Raw genomic sequence first — 20,082 nt, 5'->3', positions numbered from 1 at the left:
CATAAAACAAATAAAATGAAAAATTTAAGTCTTTTAGTATTGAGTTTTGTGCTTTTACTGGGCGTTACAGCTTGCGAAAGCGAACTTGATCTGGTTCCGCAAGGAGCACCTTCAAGCGGAAATTTCTGGAAAACGCCTGCAGATGCAAAAGCAGGAGTAAACGCGATTTATGCTTTATATTCGGATGATAATATGTACGGTCGCGGATTTTTCTGGCTGAACAATGCAAGTGATGATATTGGTACAAAACCAAGACAGAACGCAGAACGTATCAAAAATTTTATTGTTGATGGTGCAGAATCTGATACCAAAGATATTTGGAGAATTCACTACGAAATCATGAAACGCTGCAACGATGTGATTCGTAACATTCCGAAGATTAATTTAGATGAAAAAACTAAAAACACCATGTTGGGCGAAGCTTATTTCAACCATGCTGTAATGCATTTAGAATTGGCTTATCATTATGGAGACGATCGCTCCGGAATCCCAATTCAGGATCGCGAAAACCCTACCAATGTGTATGTTCCAAGAGCTAAAAATGTAGCTGAAAACTATGCCTATATCGCAGCAGATTTAGTAAAAGCAGCTGATTTATTGCCTTATTTTAATGAACTAACTCCTGACAATTATGGTCGTGCTCATAAAACAGCAGCCTGGGGATATTTGGTTCGTACGTATTTGTATGCCAAAGATTGGGATAATGCGATTAAGTATGCCAACATGATTGTTGCCAGCGGAAAACACAAATTGCTGGACAATTTTGAAGATGTATTTAAAATCAAAAATAACTGGTCTTCAGAATATATCTGGTCTGTAACTTCTAGTGCCGAAAATACTTCTTTAGGTTCAATTTTTCCTGGAGTTTGTCTGGAAGATAAAGGTTGGGGAGCGTACAACGGTTGGGGAAATTTTTATCCTACCAAAGAATTGTTTGATACCTACGATCCAACAGATAAAAGACGCAGCGCGACTATTTTGCAAAAAGGAGATAAATTCCTGTATTTTGGTGAATTAGTGACTTTTAATGAAGGAAAATATATAGTAAGTTCCAGTAACAGAACCGGATATCAGTTCAATAAATATATGGAGCCGTTTGGTTATCCAAAAACAACTTCTGGCGGAATCGACATTCGTTATGTAAACGCCAACGGAGACAAGCCTTCAACCGCTTTAAACGTACCTCTTTTGCGTTATGCCGATGTGATTTTGATGTTGGCCGAAGCCAAACTAATGAAAGGCCTAAACGCCGATACCGAAATCAATATGATTCGTCACCGTGCAGGTCTGGGCGATCTTGCCGGAGCAACACTAACCGATTTAAAAAGAGAAAGACGTTGCGAACTGGCAGGAGAATGGACAGACCGTCATTTCGATTTAGTACGTTGGGGCGATGCTCAGGCAACATACGCAAAACCTTTGCACCATTATAACGGAACCGTGATTTATCCTGCCCGTAATTTCAACCCGGCCATTCACCATGTTTGGCCAATACCACCAGACGAAATTGCAGTGAGCAAAGGAGCGCTTACGCAAAATAAAGGCTGGTAATTTGTAGTTTCAGTTTATTTGTTTTGTTTTTTCTACGCTGCAAGCTTGTCGGAGCTTGCAGTCGTAAGAAAAAAACAAATGAATTTTTAAATATAAAAACAGGCCAGTCTTTTTTTTTGGAAAAGGCTGGTTTGTTTGATTTTTTGCCACAGATTAAAGGATTAAAAATGATTTTAATTGTGAGTTATTAATAAAAAAAGTCCCAGCGGGACGCCATATTTATAGAAATTTAATCTGATACAAAGAATCAGAACCCCATCGGGGTGACATATATACCGCTCCTCAGAAGCTCTAAAGGGGGAATCAATAATTGCTATAAATATTACGCTCCAATGGAGCTTTAAAAATCAAATAACATAAAATGAGAAAAAAACTTTGCGCCTTTGCGTCTTTGCGCGATTAAAACTCACAAAGGGTAGCAATTCTCATTGCGGAGTTACTTGCGAAGATTTCTCCCTCCGGTCGAAATGACAAACTAAACGAGCTATGTGCTTGAAACAAGTGAAACGCCTTTATTACACGCCCCAAAAAACTATGTTCCTATGTGTTTAAATTAACCTCAACCAGAATAAAAAAAATCTCCAAAAACTTTAAAAAAAAAACAAACCCAATTTTTGCAATGAAAAAAATAATCACCTTTTTTTGCCTTCAGTTTTTCCTGTTTGCACAAGCGCAGGAATACAGTTCATCCAACATTCATTCTCATAATGATTATGCGGGTAAACTTCCTTTTTACGAAGCCTATTCTAATGAAACCGGTGTTATCGAAGCCGATGTTTTTATTGTAAATAATGAACTTTTTGTGGCGCATACCTCTAAAGAAATTACACCACAGAATACACTTAAAAGTCAATATCTGGATCCGCTTTCGGTAAAATTAAAAAGTCTGGGCGGAAAAGCTTATCCAGATAATAAACCTTTGATTTTAATGATTGACATCAAAACAGAAGCCGATGCAACTTTAAAATTAATCGCCCAACAAATCAAAACCTATCCTGATTTAATTTCGAACAAAAATCTAAAAGTGGTAATTTCAGGAAACCGACCTTCTCCAGCAAACTGGAAAGAATATCCTGATTTTATTTATTTTGACGGAAGACTCAACGAGAATTATTCTCCGGAACAATTGTCGCGCGTCGAAATGATCAGCGAAGATTTAAAAGAAATCACCATCTGGAACGGGAAAGGTGTAATGACTCAGGCCGATACTGAAAAAGTGCAAGCCATCATTAAAAAAGTGCACGATCAGAACAAAAAAATCAGATTCTGGGCCACGCAGGATAATGTAAATACCTGGATGACTTTGATGAACCTAAAAGTTGATTTTATTGGTACCGATAATGTTCCGGAACTGACACATTTCATTAATAATATCAAATCGACATTTTATCAAAATACCGAATTTCATCAGGCGTATGTTCCTAAAAACGCTTCGGCTTTCGCCAAAAAGAAACCCAAAAATGTTATTCTTTTAATTGGTGACGGAATGGGGCTAACGCAGATTTATTCAGGTTACACGGCGAATAAAGGGCAGTTGAGTTTGTTTAATATTCCAACTCAGGGATTTTCGATCACCAAATCTTCAGACAGTTATATTACCGATTCGGCTGCGGGAGCAACGGCAATGGCAACGGGACATAAAACCAATAATCGTTTTATAAGCGTCGATGAAAACGGAAAACCATTAGAATTAATCACTCAACAATTGGCAAAGAAAAACTATAAAACGGCTATTATTTCAGCCGGAAATATTACTGATGCTACGCCCGCATGTTTTTATGCACATCAACCAGAGAGAAGTTACAGCCAGCCAATCGCCGAAGATTTTTTATCGAATCCGTCCGATATTTTGATAGGAGGAGGGCCAAAAGAATTTACATCGAGAAAAGATGGTAAAGATCTTTCGAAGCTATTGATACAAAAAGGCTATACTTTTTCGGATAAATTCAGCTCTTTGGATACCATCAAAAATTTCAAATTTATTGTTTTGGATGACGCTTCGGTAGTTTCTATGAAAAACGGAAGAGGAGATTTTTTATCTAAATCTTTAGCCAAAGCAACCTCAACTTTTGCCAAAACAAAAAATCCGTTTTTTATCATGGCCGAAGGCGCACAAATCGATTACGGCGGACACCAGAATAATGTAGAATATGTAGTTCGTGAAATGCTCGATTTTGATAAAGTCATAGGACAGGCAATGGAATTTGTAGACAAAAATTCGGAAACATTATTAATCGTTACGGCAGATCACGAAACGGGCGGACTTTCCTTAATTGACGGAAGTATCGAAAAAGGATATGTACACGGAAGTTTTAGTACCAATGATCATACGGCAGTTCCGGTTCCGGTTTTTGCTTACGGTCCGGGTGCTCAAAATTTTACGGGCGTTTACCAAAATACTGAAATTTATACTAAGATTATGGAGGTTTTATCTAAAAAATAGTATTCGTTTTGTTTTAAAAATTCAAGAGACGGTTTATAATAAAACTGTCTCTTTTTTTTTATAAATAAATGAATCTTCAAAAAAAGTAAAGAAATAAAGAAAGCTATTGTTTTTTAAATGTTTTGTAGTCAGTGTTTTATGTTCGAGGTCTGAAATTCTAATGTTCCTTTAATGTGGCAGCGAAAATTTAGATTTAAATTGCGCGATTATTGTTTTTTTTAGAGAAAGAACCTTGAGTCTGAGTTTGTTTTCAGGAGAAAATAAGCTGAATCAAGAGTTCTTTTTTATACTAATATTAAAATAAATGCTGAACAAAATTAAAAATAGTCTTTTCTGTAAATGCCTTCAGGCGTTGCTAATCGGCTATTTTTTAATGAGCAGTATCAATTTGTCTACTAATTTCAGCCAAATTATAAATGATAATGCCGAGGTAAATTCGGTAAAAGGAATGACTTGCAATTTCCTGAAAAAAATATTCAAATGCGACGGAATTCCTGAAGAAGTAGATGACTATAAAACTAAAGAGGCTAAAACCACTAAGCTTGCAAAAGGCATTGTTTTATTAGAATATCTGATTCCGCTTGATGCATCTCTGGCGGGTTTGTATTTCCAAAATAGACCTAAAAGAAAAAATTACATAGACAATCCCCTCTTTTTATTCGCTTTTCACGGCAAGATCTATTTACCTCCACCCCAGAGAATTGTGTAAATATTTCACTTTTTTTTTGTAGATTTAAATGAAAATCTCTCATCCTTAATACGGTATTTACCGTATATAAATGTCTATCTATTAATCTTGTATTTATATATAAATTCATGACACCATTAAAACGTTTTTATAATTTACTCGCACTTGATAAGCGCGACGTTTATCAAATTATATTTTACGCCGCTTTTGCCGGTCTCGTAAACCTTTCCCTGCCTTTAGGAATTCAGGCCATTATCAATTTTATTCAAAGCGGGCAGTTAAGTGTTTCGTGGGTTGTGCTTGTTTTTTTGGTCACCGTTGGAGTTGGTTTTGGCGGAGTTTTGATCATTTTGCAGCTGCGAATTGTCGAAAATCTTCAGCAAAGAATTTTTGTGCGATCTTCATTTGAATTTGCTTACAGAATGCCTTTAATTAAATTCAAAGAAATGTATTCTGAATATGCACCCGAAAAAGCCAACCGTTTTTTTGATACGCTGATGGTGCAAAAAGGAACGGCAAAACTTTTACTTGATTTTTGTGCCGCTTTTCTGCAGGTAGGTTTTGGTATTATATTATTGGTTTTGTACCATTCCTTTTTTACCGTAATTGGTCTTTTGTTTATCGTTATTTTATATGTCATTTTTAAATTTTCGTATAAAGATGGTTTAGAAACCAGCCTGAATGAATCTAAGTTTAAATATAAAGTAGCAGCCTGGATTCAGGAAATTGCGCGCAATCGTGAAAGTTTTAGAAGAAAAGGCGGTTTCGAATATGCATTAAACAGAAACGACGGTTATGTGAGCGAGTATATCAATTACCGCGAAAAGCATTTTCAGGTTATGAAAAAACAATACATTCAGCTTACTATTTTTAAAGTGATTGTTACGGCTGCCCTTTTGTCGATTGGTGGTTTTCTGGTAATTCACCATCAAATGAATATCGGGCAGTTTGTGGCAGCTGAAATTGTGATTGTATTGCTGATCAATTCTGTAGAAAAAATAATCTTTGGGCTGGAATCTTTTTATGATGTACTGACTTCTGTCGAAAAAATTGGTCAGGTTACTGATATGGAGATTTCGGGCGTTCCGCAAACCTCAGCTGTAAGCGATACCGGCATCAATATCGAAACCGAAAGTGTTGCTTATAACTATCCGGATCACAACAAAAAATCCCTTAAAAATATCAACCTGAAGATATCTCAGGGAGAAAAGATCATTTTAAGAGGAACAAATGGTGCAGGAAAAAGTACTTTATTACGCTTGCTCTCCGGTTTACTGGAACCCGAAAGCGGTACAATGTACATCACAGATAATTACATGAACCGACTTGACGAAAATACTTATAGAGCTCAGGCGGGTACATTTTTGCAGGGCGATACGCTTTTTGCCGGAACCATTAGAGAGAATATTCTTTTTGGTAACGAAACCATTAATAATGATGAGCTAAAATGGGCGCTGGACAATGTTTGTCTTACACCTTACATTAAAACTTTTCCTAATGGGCTTGAGAATCAGATTCATCCGGGCGGACGTGAACTTTCGGCTTCAGATGTTCAAAAAATTCTTTTGGCGCGAAGTATTGTAAACAAACCTAATATATTATTCCTCGAAGATCCCGTTGATAAAATGGACGAATTGACTTCGGGTAAAATAGTTGATTTTTTACTTTCTGAAGAAAATAACTGGACGGTAATTTTAACTTCTAAAAATGATATTTGGAAGAATAAATGCGACCGTATGATCACGATTGATGATGGAAAAATTATTAACGACATAAAGCTTTAATCATGCTCAATTTATCTAAAGATAATAACGTACTTATTACTCCCGGAAAATACGTTTCGATAACCAGCGTTGCCCGCAGACCCCATTATAAAATTTTAAACAGAGTCATCGTAGGTTTTTTATTGTTCGCATTAGGTTGTTTATTCCTTCCCTGGACACAAAACATTTCAGGAAGCGGATCAGTCACGACATTAAAACCGGACCAAAGACCTCAAACCGTTCACAATGCCATTGCCGGAAGAGTAGAGAAGTGGTTTGTAAAAGAAGGCGATTTTGTAAAAAAAGGTGATACCATTCTTTTTATTTCAGAAACCAAAGAAGATTACTTAGATCCAAATTTGGTAGGAAATACCAAAGATCAGGTCGATGCTAAAAAAATGGCGGTAGAATCTTATGGCGATAAAGTGACTTCGCTGAACGATCAGGCAAAATCACTTAATACCGAAAGAGAATTAAAACTGCAACAGGCACAAAATAAAATAAAACAATCCCTGCTGAAAATAAAAAGTGACAGTATGGATCTTGAAGCAGTAAAAACACAGTTAAGAATTGCTCAGACACAGTTTAATCGTTCTACTGCCCTTAATAAAGAAGGTTTAAAACCAATGACCGATGTAGAGCAAAAACGACTGAAGCTACAGGAATCTGAAGCGTATATTATTACACAGCAAAATAAATTGTTAAGCAGTAAAAATGAGCTTATAAATGCCAGAGTCGAGATTAATAGAATTGGAGCTGAATATGCTGAAAAAATTTCGAAATCAAGAAGTGATAAGTTTACCGCTTTAAGTACACAATATGATACAGAAGCTCAGGTAAATAAGCTGGAGAATCAATATGCAAATTATAGCATAAGAAACGGAATGTACTACATTACGGCTCCTCAGAGCGGTTATGTAAACCGTGCATTATTAACCGGTCTTGGAGAAACCATAAAAGAGGGAACCCCAATCGTCAGTATAATGCCTGCAACTTATGATATAGCGGTCGAAACGTATGTAGATCCTATCGATCTTCCGTTGGTACATCGTGGTGCAGATGTACGCGTTTGGTTTGACGGATGGCCTAGAATTGTATTCTCAGGATGGCCGGGATTGTCTTACGGAACCTTTGGAGGCAAAATTGTGGCCATAGAAAACTTTATAAGTGCCAACGGAAAATACAGAGTATTAATTGCTCCAGATGGTAATAAAGAAGAGAAATGGCCAAAAGAACTTAGTATAGGTGCCGGAGCACAAAGTATAGCTTTGTTAGAAACCGTTTCGGTATGGTATGAAATATGGCGTAACCTAAATGGTTTTCCGCCAAATTATTATAAGTCAGATGAAAAAGCAGCAAATGGAAAGGAAAAGAAATAAGAGGAGAACCGCTGTAAAATTGTTTTCTTTTTTATTCTTATTGGGCATTGTTACAGGTTACAGTCAGGATTTTAATAAAGAAGAATTAAGTTATAGTGAGTTTTTAGGATACGTAAAAAAATACCATCCGCTGGTCAAACAAGCCAATCTTGAAGTAAGCACCGCCCAGGCAATGCTTATGGTGGCGCGCGGCGGATTTGATCCGAAAATTGAAGTAGATTACAATAAAAAAGAATTTAAAGGAACCGAATATTATTCGTTACTCAACAGCAGTTTTAAAATCCCGACCTGGTACGGTGTCGAAATCAAAGCTGGTTTTGATGATACAGACGGGCAATATTATAATCCGCAAAACCGTACGCCCGAAGCCGGATTAACTTCATTAGGAATTAGCGTAGCTTTAGGTCAGGGAATGTTTATCAACCAGCGAATGGCAGATGTTCGCGAAGGAAAATTGCAGTTAAAACTAAGCGATGCACAGAGAAAACTTAGGGCAATCGAGGTTTTATACAAAGCCAGTGAAGCGTATTTTGAATGGAGAAAAAGTTATAACGAAGCCGAACTTTATAAAAGTTATCTGGGTTTTGCCAGTACTCGTTTTAATGGTGTAAAAAAGCTGATTGAACTGGGAGATTCTCCCGCAATAGACAGTGTCGAAGCAGGAATTACGGTACGAAACAGAGAACTGAATGTTGAAAACGGAAATCTGAAACTGGCCAAAGCCAAGCTGAATCTGTCTAATTATTTATGGATCGAAAGTGTTCCTGTCGAGTTAGAAGATAATGTAAAACCGGAACAAAATTTAATTCAGACGCTTGAGGGCACCTTGAATACCTCAGCAATGATGGTAAATTCAGAAACCTTTGAAGCGCATCCTAAAATTCAGGCTCTGCAAACTAAAATGTCGATGCTCGAAATCAACAGACAGCTCAAAGCAAATTCATTATTGCCAAAACTGAATGTGGGTTACAATTATATTTCTGAACCTTCTTATTTTAATTCTTTTAATGCTGATGATTATAAGTTTAATATCGATTTTAGTATTCCAATTTTTCTGCGAAAAGAACGCGGAGGACTTAAACTTGCGAAACTTAAAATTCAGGATTTAAAGTTTGATATCGATCAGCAAAGATTAGAATTAAAGAATAAAATAAAAGCGCAGCAAACCGAAATTGCTTCTTTAAAAAGGCAAAAAAACGTTATTGACAATCTGGTCAAAGATTACGTGACCATGCTCAACTCAGAAGAGAAACTGTTTTCCTTTGGCGAAAGCTCGATCTTTCTGATCAATTCGCGTGAAAATAATCTGGTAAGTGCAAAACTATCTCAAATTAGTATCGAAAATCAGTTTTATATTTCGAATGCTGAGTTGTATAAAATACTGGCAAATCCCGATTGATTGTAATGCTTAAGAATTTAGTTATATTTAATTGTTGACTGAAAAAACCTGTGAAATTTATATTTTGCAGGTGTTTTCTATTTTAGATCAAATTAATTCAGGATAATTTGATACGCGCATCTTCTTTCACCTGCAATGATATGGCTAATGCGATTGATCATAACGTCGTTGCCCAGTACAGACCTGAAAGTATTTAATTCAGAGGAACAAAAGCCCTGACAAATGGTAGCAGCAGCGCAAATAGGGCAATGGTTTTCTACTAAAAGATATCCTTCGTCATTCTTAGAGTATTCGGCCATATAACCTTCTCTGGTTCTTATTTCAACCAGTTTTTCTATTTTTTGTTCCAAATTATCTATAGTATCAATTTCTTCGTGATACTTCTTTTTCCCTACTTCTTCATAAACATTAATAACATCATCGAGCATATTGTTTCCCATCAAGCTCATAATATTAATTAGTTTTAAGGTCAATTCAGCATGAGTATCCGGGAATTTAGCATTTCCATTTGCTGTAAGGCTAAAAGTTTTTTGTGGCCTGCCCACACCTTTAGATTCTTCTTGCGGATGAATAAGTTCTTCTTCGACAAGTTTAACTAACTGTTGTCGAACTCCTTCCTTGGTTATTTTAAGCTCATGCGCAATCTCGAGAGCCGTAAGAGAACCCCGCATTTTGAGCAACATTAAAATCTTATTTGTAGTCATAAATTAATAAAACAAGTATTTAGTTGTTTTATTATGCAAAATTATTAATTTTGCCTTACTTATCAAAGCGCATTGCGAGATATTATTATCCTAAAAGCAATCCAACTTGTGAGTTACAGCATTTATTAATACAAACTGTAGATTATGGTACTAGAATTAGAATCACCTCCCCTTAGTTCATATGATAGGATTGCTTTGCCTGTTTATATCGTTCCGTATTGGAACGTGTTGATGAAAATCTGTAAATAAAATATTCTTCAGATTTTAAAAATCTCCAAAAACTTTAGTTAAAGAATGAAAGCTTCTTTTTAAAACTTACTCAGTCTAATGCAAAAAATAGTATTCAGATTGGGCAGGGGATAGCTATGCCTAAAAATCAGCCAAATTCAAAAACTTAAAACGCAATAATATTTCAATTTTTTAATCATCCAGATATGGAAATAATAAATAAAATAAATGCTTCAGGCATACAAACACTTGATTTGCGGGCGTACAAACCCAGTGAAAATGATTTTATCATATTTGACATTGTGCCTTTTCTAATAGAAGATTTTCTATTGCAGGAAAAGGCCTTTCGATCTGAAATGGCCAATATCAACTGGACTCAGTTTAAAGGAAAAGATGTCGTAATCACTTGTTCAAATGATGCGATTGTTCCGCTTTGGGCTTATGTATTAATCAGTTCGTTGCTAGCGCCTAATGCCTCAATAGTAGTGTACACTGTAACAGAAAACCACATCAATCTTTTATGGATCGAAAGAGTACGAAAAATAGAATTTTCGGCTTTTATCAATCAAAAAGTAGTGCTTAAAGCCAATTCATCCCTACCCGAAGAAATTCTCGTTTTGGCCACAAGCCAGTTAATTAAATATGTAAAAACCCTAATGTGGGGAGAAGCAGGTTCTCCTTTAATGATTTATAAAAGAAAATAATGAAAAAAATAGCAGCAATCTTGTTTATAGGAACCCTTTCGATAGTTTCATGCGAAACCAAAAAAACAGAACAAACAGAAAGTCCGGTATCATATCCAACGCTTACGCTAAAAGCTCAAAAAGCCGATGTTTCGGTAGAATATCCCACTACTTTAGAAGGGGAACAAACCGTCGAAATACGCTCAAAAGTAGATGGATATATAGAGCAGGTTTATGTAGAAGAAGGTTCGGCTGTAGCCAAAGGACAAGCGTTGTTTAAAATCGATGCCAATAGTTATTTGCAGGAAGTAAACAATAAGAAAGCAGCAGTTCTCGCCGCCGAAGCCAGTCTGGAAACAGCCGTTATTCAAACCAAAAGAACATCGGCTTTGGCTGAAAAGAAAATTATAAACAATTACGAATTAACCTCAGCCAAAAATATAGAACGCGTAAAAAGAGCCGAATTAAGTCAGGCCAATGCTGATTTATCTTCGGCAAAATCAAAATTGGCGTTCACCATTATTGTAAGCCCAATTAACGGAGTTGTGGGAAGTTTACCTTTTAAGATAGGAAGTTTGGTCAGCAGTTCGGCAGCCGATCCTTTGACTACCGTTGCCAATACTAAAAATATTTACGCTTATTTCTCTTTAAGTCAGCAACAATTAAACTCTTTTTTAGAACAATTTTCAGGCAATCAATTAAAGGATAAATTCAGGAATATGCCCGAAGTTTCTCTGGTTACTGCCGATGGAGAAACCTATTCATCAAAAGGAAAAATTCAAACCTTAAGCGGCGTTTTAAATGCAGGCACAGGATCAGCTAATTTCAAAGCTGTTTTTCCAAATCCAGAAGGAAAACTTTGGAGCGGGGCAAGTGCCACAATAGTGATTCCAACACAATTTACAGCAGCAATTCTGGTACCTAAAAAAGCAGTATTCGAATTGCAGGGACGCTTTTTTGTATTTACTGTAGATGCAAAAAACGTAGTGCACAACACCGAAATAAAAATAAGAAATGAAGCCACCGAAAAAGAATATGTAGTAACCGAAGGTGTAAAATCAGGAGATAGTATAGTTACAGAAGGAATTGGAAATTTAAGAGATGGAGTAAAAATCGCACCGATTTCTTCTTCAAAAAAATAAAAAATCATGTTTAGAAAATTTATAGAGAATCCGGTATTATCCACGGTAATATCGATCATAATAGTGATTTTAGGGTTGCTGGGATTAGTATCATTACCCATATCACAATATCCTGAAATTGCCCCGCCAACAGTTGTAGTAAACACTTCGTATCAGGGAGCAAGTGCCAATGTGGTGATGAAAAGTGTAATTATACCTCTGGAAGAACAAATAAACGGAGTCGAGAATATGACTTATATGACATCTACTGCCAGCAGTAATGGTAGTGCGGCGATAACCATATTTTTTAAACAGGGAACCAATGCTGATATGGCTGCCGTAAATGTTCAGAACAGGGTTACGAAAGCGACGAGTTTATTGCCAAATGAAGTTATTAAAGCAGGTATTACAACCAGTAAACAGTTGAGTAGTACTGCTTTTAGTTTTTTGTTATACAGCACAGACGGGAAATATGACGAAAAATTCCTTGATAATTATTTAAGGATCAATATTATTCCCGAAATGAAACGTGTTGAAGGTGTGGGAGGAACCCAAATTTATAGTGATCAGGAATATTCGATGCGTATTTGGTTAAAACCCGATGCAATGGCAAATCAAGGTCTGGTTCCGGACGATATTATTAAAGCATTGCAGGAGCAAAATATCGAAGCAGCTCCGGGAAAAATTGGAGAAAATAGTAAAGAATCTGTTCAATATGCCTTAAAATTTACAGGCCGACTTGAAAATCCGGCGGAATTTGAAAACATTGTATTAAGAAGTGGTCAACAAGGAAGTGTATTGCGATTGAAAGATGTGGCCGATATTGAATTTGGAGCTTTAGATTACACCACATCATTGATTACTCAGGGAAAAGTTTCTTCAGGAGGAGCAATCAGTCAGATTTCAGGATCGAATGCCAGAGAGTTAATCATTGCTTGTGAGGATATTTTAAAAAAGGCATCCAAAGATTTTCCTCCGGGAATAGAATACCATACATTCTTAAATGCTAATGATTTTCTGGACGCGTCTATCGAAAAGGTAATTTATACCATTATCGAAGCCTTTATCCTTGTTTTTATTGTGGTATTTATCTTCTTGCAGGATTTTAGATCAACATTAATACCGGCAATTGCCGTTCCGGTATCGATTATTGGTACTTTCTTTTTCCTGAAGTTATTTGGTTTTACGATCAATTTACTGACTCTTTTTGCCTTGGTTTTAGCCATTGGTATTGTCGTCGATGACGCAATTGTAGTAGTCGAGGCCGTTCACGCCAAACTCGATCAGGGGGCAAAATCGGCCAGGAAAGCGACTATTCACGCCATGAGTGAGATCAGCGGAGCGATTATATCGATTACCTTAATTATGTCGGCGGTGTTTGTTCCCGTAACTTTTATTACAGGTTCGGCAGGAGTATTTTATAAACAATTTGGATTAACACTGGCTGTAGCCATCTTAATTTCGGCTGTTAATGCATTGACTTTAAGTCCTGCGCTTTGTGCTATTTTATTAAAACAACACGATCCTGAAAAATCAGATCACAAAAAAGGGTTTTTACCAAAATTCTATGCCAGTTTTAATGTAGCTTTTGATGCCGTAACCAATAAATATGTAGGAGCAGTTCGATTCCTGATTCGCAGAAAATGGATATCCTTAGTCGCTATAGCAGTATTTGGGATGGTATTTTATGCTTTAATAAAAACTACACCTACAGGTTTTGTACCCAATGAAGACGGTGGCGCAATTTACGGAAATGTAGTTTTACCAGCGTCTTCCACACTTGAACGCACTGAAGAAATTACAAAAGAAATCGACAGTATTGCGAGAAGTATTCCGGAAATAGAACTATCGTCTACATTATCAGGAATGGATTTAATTCATGGAAATGGAGGTTCTTACGGTGCTTTATTCATTAGATTAAAATCTTGGAAAGACAGGAAGGGAAAAAATCAGGATGTCAATTCGGTTGTAGCTAAATTGTTCGAAAAGACGGCCCATATAAAAGGGGCAAGTGTCATTTTCTTTGCCGCGCCCACTTTGCAGGGATTTGGAAATAACAACGGATTCGAAGTGCAATTGCAGGATAGAACCGGAGGCAGTTATCAGGATTTCGAGAAGAATATTGGCAAGTTTATGACCGCAATCAATCAGCGACCAGAGATTATGTATGCCACAAATCCGTTTAATATTGGCTTTCCGGAAATGGAAGTCAATGTAAATGTAGCGAAATGTAAAGATGCAGGAGTTTCTGTAAATACAATATTAAATACACTTCAGGGATATTTTGGCGGAATCTATGCTTCGGATATTAATAAATTGGGAAAACAATACAGAGTAATGCTGCAGTCGCGTCCGGATTACAGAGCGAAAGAAAGCGACATCAATAAAGTTTTTGTGCGAACAGACAAAGGAGCAATGGCACCAATTTCGGAATTTGTAACCTTAAAGAAAACATATGGTCCGGAATTTATAAACCGTTTTAATCTTTTTACCTCAACCGCGGTTACTGGCGCACCCAATGCCGGATACAGTTCAGGCGATGCCATCAAAGCAATCGAAGAAGTTGCAGCACAAACTTTAGACAGAGGATATGCTTATGAATTTTCCGGTTTAACCAAAGAAGAACTTTCAAGCGGCAGCCAGACCACATTAATCTTCGGACTTTGTTTGATATTTATTTATTTCTTATTGAGTGCGCAATACAAGAGTTATATTTTGCCATTTTCCGTATTGTTATCCTTACCAATTGGACTTGCAGGAGCTTTTATATTTGCGAATTTGTTTGGGGTTGATAATAATATTTTCCTTCAGATTAGTTTGATTATGCTAATTGGTCTTTTGGCTAAAAATGCCATTCTTATTGTAGAGTTTGCCTTATTGCATCGTTTGAGCGGAAGAAGTTTGGTGCAGTCGGCTCTATTTGGTGCTAAAGCCAGATTACGACCAATTTTAATGACATCGTTTGCTTTTATCTTCGGTTTAATTCCGCTGATGATTGCGACAGGAGCAGGAGCTTTAAGTAACCGGTCGATTGGTACAGCTGCGGTTGGCGGGATGTTGATTGGTACTTTATTCGGGGTTTTTGTAATTCCGGTGCTGTTTATCATTTTTCAGTCGCTGCAGGAAAAAGTAGGAGGAGTAAAAGTTCCTGTTCATGAGCCTCGAGTAATTGATTAGTAAAGGGACAAAGGGAATAGCTTTTTAGTTATTTTATCACGAGCAGAGGTCTACGCAATCGGGAGCAAAGCTTTAAAAAAAACATAGCCAATGGTTCAACGATTGGGACGTAATGAATTGTTTCAATGCAAATCATCACAATGCGTTTCCCGAGGCTGAAGCCTCGGGCTATATTTGAAATACAGTAGTCAATACAATATCGCTTATAAACTTAGCGGGCTTTGTGAAAAACTTTGTGTTCTCGATGGTTAATTTTTTGCCACAGATTATAAAGATTTCAGCTTTGCGAGCTTTGCCTGAAACTTTCAGCTTAAAATAACTTAGCGGACTTTGCGTAAACCTCTGCTCCTAATAACTATCGGGATTGCAGTTAAATTTTAAAGAAATAAAACATATTATAATGAAAATATACAATTATAAATTAATCATCATTTTACTGATTGTGGCCAGTATATGGAGCTCGTGCAAGATCACGAAACCGTATACAAAACCCGAAACAGTTGTAACGTATCGTGATCCTGAAAATAAGGACACAACAAATATCGCAACCATGAAATGGTCGGAATTATTTACAGATCCAGCTTTGCAGCAACTTATTACGGACGGATTAGCAGCCAATCTGGATTTGAAGATTGCGGTGGAAAGAATCAATCAGGCGGGAGTAAATCTCAAACTGAGTAAAGCCGCTTTTTTACCTTCGGTAAACGGAAATCTGTCGGTTAAAGAATCCAGATTGGCCTTCCCGCAAGGGTTTGGACTTTTCGACCAATCCACACAATATGATTTAGGAATTACTGCCGGATGGGAAATCGATGTTTGGGGTAAATTAAAAAGTGCTAAAAAAAGTGCATTAGCAAATCTACTGGCTACAGATGCTGCCAAACGTGCTGTTCAAACCCAATTGATCGCTAATATTGCGAATTCATATTATCAGTTGCTAATTTTGGATGAACAATTAAAAGTACTTAAAAAGACAGCCAAAAATAGAGAAACTGATGCCGAAACAATCAAGGTTCTTTTCGAAAATTCTATTATTAATGGAGTTGCCGTGGTGCAAAGTGAAGCCAATTTTTATGAAGCAGAATTAGCCATTCCGGATATCGAACAAAAAATAACCGAAACCGAAAATGCTTTATGTATACTTCTGGCAAAATCTCCGACTAAGGTTATACGTGGCTCTCTTGAAAAGCAAAAGCTAAATTACGATCTTAAAATTGGGGTGCCGATGCAGCTTCTTTCCAATCGTCCGGATGTACAGCAAGCCGAATATAATTTTAGAGCGGCATTTGAAGAAACGAATGTGGCAAGAGCTTATTTTTATCCTGCTTTGACCATTAGCGGAGCGGCTGGATTTTCAAGTTTCGGACTGAAAGACTGGTTCACAAACGGAGGACTTTTTGGTAATATTGCCGGAGGACTTACCCAGCCTATTTTTAATAAAGGAATCAATAAGGGAAGATTAGCGACGGCATTATCATTACAAAAAGAAGCGCTTTATAACTTTGAATTTTCAATGTTAAAAGCAAGCGAAGAAGTTTCGAACGCATTGTCTAAATATGATAATGCTGCATTAAAAGAAGAAAAAAGAAAAAAACAGTTAGAAGCTTTATTGAAAGCAGTTGAGTTCAACAAAGAATTACTGAACAATTCGACAACCAATTATACGGATGTACTTACAGCCGAACAAAATCTATTAAACGCACAATTAAGAGGAATTGATGACCAAAGTCAAAAATTGAATGCGGTTGTAAACTTATACCGAGCACTTGGCGGAGGCTGGAACTAAAAAGTTCAGCATTTATGGAAATAATAAAGCTCGATCAATTACGATTGGGCTTTAGTTTTTTTATTAATTAGTTGATTTTAAATTGTCACCATCTTTATCGTGAAGCCTTCTGAAAACTAATCCGGAAAGAATAGTCAGAAAACCGACAACTAAAAATGTATATCGAAATGCATTGTGAATTTCATTATGAATAAGCTTTATATCACCCTGAAAAATTTTAAGGACTAAAAGTCCAAAGGCAATTCCAAAACCAATGGCCAATTGCTGATTGACAGAAACCAGCGAGTTGCCACTACTTGTATGATAAACCCTTAAATCGGCAATAGAAATAGAATTCATAGAAGTAAACTGTATGGAGTTGAAGAAACCCAAAACCGAAATAATAGGAACATACCAATAAAAAGAAGTATGAATTGACGGAATAGCCAATGCACAAATTAAAACACCAATAATAAAAGTATTCACCATTAATGTTTTTCTATAACCGTAAGTATTTAGAATTTTAATAACAGCCGATTTTCCAAACATTGCAGTAAGGGCCATTGGCGCCACAATCCATCCTGAGGTCACCGCCGACTGTCCGTAAGCAATCTGAATCATCATTGGCAATAATAAAGGAATCGAACTAAAACCCAGACGAGTTGCCAGATTGCCCACTATACCTACCCGAAAAGTTCTTACCTTAAATAAATTCAAAGGAAAAAGAGGATTGTTGTCTGTCACAGCATGTCTATAATACCAATACAACATTAAAAATCCGGACAGTAACACCATTAAAACCGGTGTCAGACGAACAGTATTGCCAAATAATTCTAAAGAAACAGACAATAGGAGTGAAGCCGCTGCAAAAATTAAAAAGCCTTTTAAATCAAAATCGATTATAGGAGATTTGTAATCAGGCATGTATTTTAAACTTAAAAGAATACCAATAATACCAAACGGAATATTGATCAGGAAAATCCAGTGCCAGGACAGATAATCAACCATATATCCGCCCACCAATGGACCTAACACGGGACCAATCAGGGCAGGGATAATGGCAAAATTCATTGCTTTCAATAATTCTTTTTTAGGAAATGTTCTAATAAGGGCCAGCTTGCCAACAGGAGTCATTAAACTGCCTCCGATACCCTGAATGACACGGGAAAAAATAAGATAATTTAAATTCTGCGAAAGCGAACAAAATAAAGATCCAATGCTAAATAATAATAAAGCAAAAATAAAGACTTTCTTAGTTCCAAATTTATCCGATAAAAAACCGCTAACCGGCATGAAAAGCGCAAGAGTTAATACATAACTAATAATAGCATTTTGCATATCAAGCGGCGACTCGTGTAAATCTTTGGCAATAGCCGTTATCGAGGTATTTAGAATGGTAGAATCGAGCATTTGCATAAAGATCGAAGTCGCCAAAATAATGGGTAATACTTTTTTGGTGGTTTCAATGTTTAGTTCTGCAGGGTTTGCGTTCATATTTTAAAACTTTTTCTTTATTTAAAATTAATTTCATTTACCATAAATTATGAGCTCATTGACTGTAATTATAGAAATTTGCTTTTAAAAACCATTAACTTTTCTCTCGTCATTTCGTTTATGGCATATGAAATTCCGCCCATACCAATTCCTGAAGAATCCCTTCCTCCAAATGGCATCCAATCGACTCTAAAAGCAGTATGATCGTTGACCATAACAGCAGTAGCATTTAGTTTTTTAACGGTATCCAAAGCAATATCTAAATTTTTTGTAAAAACAGCCGCCTGAAAATGAACATCAAGTGCATTGGCTCTTTTTATGGCTTCATCACGGTCTGTAAAGGAATAAATGCAAACAACAGGACCAAAGATTTCGGTAGTAGAAACTTTCGAATCCTCTGACGGATCAAACAAAACGGTAGGCTGAAAGAAAGTGTCAGAAATCCTTTTTCCGCCTGTGATTAATTTAGCACCTTTTTTAACGGCTTCATTCACCCATTCCTCTACGCGATCGACTTCTTTGGGCGTGATAAGCGGACCAACATCTGTTTTTTGATCTAACGGATTTCCTGTAACCAGTTTATTGGTTGCTGCTGCAAACTCTTCAATAAAATGATCACAAATACCTTCATTTACGTAAACTCTCTGAACCGAAACACAAACTTGTCCCGCATGATAAAAACCACCTTTTACGAGATCAGGAATCATTTCCTTAAAATCAGCATCACTTTCAACAATGACAGGCGCGGCGCCACCATGTTCCAAAGCACATCTTGTACCTGGCGATAGTTTACTTTTTAAGTACCAGCCTACTTTGGCTGAACCGATAAAAGAGAAAAAATTAACTCTCGGGTCTGTCACCAGTAATTCGGCAACTTCATTATCGCATAAAATAATCTGAAGCCAGCCGTCTGGTAATCCTGCTTCTTTCAAAATATCGGCAAGAGCCAAACTCGATAACGGTGTGGCAGTTGCGGGTTTAAAAATTACGGGACAACCGGCAGCAATGGCCGTCACGATTTGGTGAACCGCTAAATTTAACGGATGATTAAAGGCACTAACAGCGACCACAATCCCGATAGGTTCTTTTGAGGTAAAAGCAATCCTGTTTAAAGAAGATTCGGTAAGACCCATTGGAATTTGTTCTCCTTTTATTTGAGAAATGTGTTCTGCGGCTAATTTTACGCTTTTGATGGCTCGAAGTACTTCAGCTTTGGAATCCTGATACGGTTTTCCGCCTTCATTTATAGCAGTAACCAATAATTCCTCAATTTTGTCATTCATTATCGAAGCTGTTTTTTCCAGTATTTCGATTCTCTTATAAGCGGGAATCCAATTCGATTGATCTGTAAATAAATTTTGGGCGGTAGTAAGTATACTCTCAATGTCATTTTTATTTATAAGGGGTAATTCTTTAATAAAACTTTGATCGTATGGAGATGTGATTTTTGCAGTCATTTTCATAATGTCTTTTATTTTAAATCAGGGTAAAAAAGTAATTCCTGATATCTTTTTTGCTATTGTATTTAATCTAAAGTTAATTAAATTAATCCTCATAACAGGCAAAATGCTTAAAATAGATCTCCTAATTTCGTTTTAGATGAGCCCTTTTATTTAGAATATAAAGATGATAATAGTTCTTGCTGATGAAAAAAGAGCTCTGTATCTGGATGATACAAATTTATTAA

At 36.5% G+C, this 20,082-nt stretch carries 13 protein-coding genes; 10 read left to right on the top strand and 3 right to left on the bottom strand.

Annotated elements, in window-relative coordinates; genetic code table 11:
• Positions 1-15 precede the first annotated feature (15 nt).
• The 6 genes from FLP_RS16625 (at position 16) to FLP_RS16600 (ending at position 9,223) form a co-directional block, all read left to right on the top strand.
• Positions 16-1,551 carry a RagB/SusD family nutrient uptake outer membrane protein gene (locus FLP_RS16625; RefSeq protein ID WP_065450664.1) on the top strand — a complete coding sequence of 512 codons (1,536 nt, stop codon included), beginning with the start codon at positions 16-18 and terminating at the stop codon, positions 1,549-1,551.
• A 619-nt stretch (positions 1,552-2,170) separates the two neighbouring features.
• Positions 2,171-3,994: an alkaline phosphatase gene (locus FLP_RS16620; RefSeq protein ID WP_065450663.1), complete on the top strand. Its 1,824-nt coding sequence runs from the start codon at positions 2,171-2,173 to the stop codon at positions 3,992-3,994.
• 373 nt (positions 3,995-4,367) lie between these two features.
• A complete protein-coding gene (locus FLP_RS16615) occupies positions 4,368-4,703 on the top strand; it encodes a hypothetical protein (RefSeq protein WP_243397551.1) in 336 nt (111 codons plus the stop codon).
• 107 nt (positions 4,704-4,810) lie between these two features.
• Complete coding sequence (locus FLP_RS16610) at positions 4,811-6,466, top strand: peptidase domain-containing ABC transporter (RefSeq protein WP_065450639.1); 1,656 nt, start codon at positions 4,811-4,813, stop codon at positions 6,464-6,466.
• A gap of 2 nt (positions 6,467-6,468) precedes the next feature.
• Entirely contained in the window at positions 6,469-7,824 is a 1,356-nt protein-coding gene (locus FLP_RS16605; RefSeq protein ID WP_065450638.1) for an HlyD family secretion protein, read from the top strand.
• Positions 7,805-9,223: a TolC family protein gene (locus FLP_RS16600; RefSeq protein ID WP_065450662.1), complete on the top strand. Its 1,419-nt coding sequence runs from the start codon at positions 7,805-7,807 to the stop codon at positions 9,221-9,223. Before FLP_RS16605 ends, FLP_RS16600 begins: the two co-directional genes overlap by 20 nt.
• A 92-nt stretch (positions 9,224-9,315) precedes the next feature.
• On the opposite strand, the gene FLP_RS16595 is transcribed toward FLP_RS16600, so the two are convergent.
• Complete coding sequence (locus FLP_RS16595; protein WP_065450637.1) at positions 9,316-9,927, bottom strand: helix-turn-helix transcriptional regulator; 612 nt, start codon at positions 9,925-9,927, stop codon at positions 9,316-9,318.
• A gap of 434 nt (positions 9,928-10,361) precedes the next feature.
• On the opposite strand from FLP_RS16595, the gene FLP_RS16590 reads away from it, so the two are divergent.
• From FLP_RS16590 to FLP_RS16575, 4 genes are all read left to right on the top strand, one after another.
• Positions 10,362-10,859, top strand: a complete 498-nt coding sequence (locus tag FLP_RS16590; protein ID WP_065450636.1) for a DUF2480 family protein — start codon at positions 10,362-10,364, stop codon at positions 10,857-10,859.
• Positions 10,859-11,980 (top strand): efflux RND transporter periplasmic adaptor subunit, encoded by a 1,122-nt coding sequence (locus FLP_RS16585; RefSeq protein ID WP_065450635.1) that lies wholly within the window; start codon positions 10,859-10,861, stop codon positions 11,978-11,980. The genes FLP_RS16590 and FLP_RS16585 overlap by 1 nt, the downstream gene beginning before the upstream one ends.
• A 6-nt stretch (positions 11,981-11,986) precedes the next feature.
• A complete protein-coding gene (locus tag FLP_RS16580) occupies positions 11,987-15,136 on the top strand; it encodes an efflux RND transporter permease subunit (protein ID WP_065450634.1) in 3,150 nt (1,049 codons plus the stop codon).
• Positions 15,137-15,536: 400 nt separating this feature from the next.
• Positions 15,537-16,922 (top strand): efflux transporter outer membrane subunit, encoded by a 1,386-nt coding sequence (locus FLP_RS16575; RefSeq protein ID WP_065450633.1) that lies wholly within the window; start codon positions 15,537-15,539, stop codon positions 16,920-16,922.
• Positions 16,923-16,985: 63 nt separating this feature from the next.
• Here FLP_RS16575 and FLP_RS16570 read toward each other — a convergent pair whose 3' ends face one another.
• Complete coding sequence (locus FLP_RS16570) at positions 16,986-18,395, bottom strand: MFS transporter (protein WP_065450632.1); 1,410 nt, start codon at positions 18,393-18,395, stop codon at positions 16,986-16,988.
• 68 nt (positions 18,396-18,463) lie between these two features.
• Positions 18,464-19,858, bottom strand: a complete 1,395-nt coding sequence (locus FLP_RS16565) for an aldehyde dehydrogenase family protein (protein WP_207797822.1) — start codon at positions 19,856-19,858, stop codon at positions 18,464-18,466.
• Positions 19,859-20,082: the final 224 nt, after the last annotated feature.

It is taken from the genome of Flavobacterium piscis (assembly GCF_001686925.1).
GTDB lineage: Bacteria > Bacteroidota > Bacteroidia > Flavobacteriales > Flavobacteriaceae > Flavobacterium > Flavobacterium piscis.
The sequence above is the reverse complement of the archived record's forward strand: the minus strand, read 5'-3'. Positions and strand labels throughout refer to the sequence as shown.

What these genes read in the sequence shown, in the direction of transcription:
- FLP_RS16625 (WP_065450664.1), top strand. Translation starts at nt 16, where the DNA reads ATGAAAAATTTAAGTCTTTTAGTATTGAGTTTTGTGCTTTTACTGGGC.
- FLP_RS16595 (WP_065450637.1), bottom strand. Translation starts at nt 9,927, where the DNA reads ATGACTACAAATAAGATTTTAATGTTGCTCAAAATGCGGGGTTCTCTT.
- FLP_RS16620 (WP_065450663.1), top strand. Translation starts at nt 2,171, where the DNA reads ATGAAAAAAATAATCACCTTTTTTTGCCTTCAGTTTTTCCTGTTTGCA.
- FLP_RS16570 (WP_065450632.1), bottom strand. Translation starts at nt 18,395, where the DNA reads ATGAACGCAAACCCTGCAGAACTAAACATTGAAACCACCAAAAAAGTA.
- FLP_RS16565 (WP_207797822.1), bottom strand. Translation starts at nt 19,858, where the DNA reads ATGAAAATGACTGCAAAAATCACATCTCCATACGATCAAAGTTTTATT.
- FLP_RS16615 (WP_243397551.1), top strand. Translation starts at nt 4,368, where the DNA reads ATGAGCAGTATCAATTTGTCTACTAATTTCAGCCAAATTATAAATGAT.
- FLP_RS16575 (WP_065450633.1), top strand. Translation starts at nt 15,537, where the DNA reads ATGAAAATATACAATTATAAATTAATCATCATTTTACTGATTGTGGCC.
- FLP_RS16585 (WP_065450635.1), top strand. Translation starts at nt 10,859, where the DNA reads ATGAAAAAAATAGCAGCAATCTTGTTTATAGGAACCCTTTCGATAGTT.
- FLP_RS16590 (WP_065450636.1), top strand. Translation starts at nt 10,362, where the DNA reads ATGGAAATAATAAATAAAATAAATGCTTCAGGCATACAAACACTTGAT.
- FLP_RS16600 (WP_065450662.1), top strand. Translation starts at nt 7,805, where the DNA reads ATGGAAAGGAAAAGAAATAAGAGGAGAACCGCTGTAAAATTGTTTTCT.
- FLP_RS16580 (WP_065450634.1), top strand. Translation starts at nt 11,987, where the DNA reads ATGTTTAGAAAATTTATAGAGAATCCGGTATTATCCACGGTAATATCG.
- FLP_RS16610 (WP_065450639.1), top strand. Translation starts at nt 4,811, where the DNA reads ATGACACCATTAAAACGTTTTTATAATTTACTCGCACTTGATAAGCGC.
- FLP_RS16605 (WP_065450638.1), top strand. Translation starts at nt 6,469, where the DNA reads ATGCTCAATTTATCTAAAGATAATAACGTACTTATTACTCCCGGAAAA.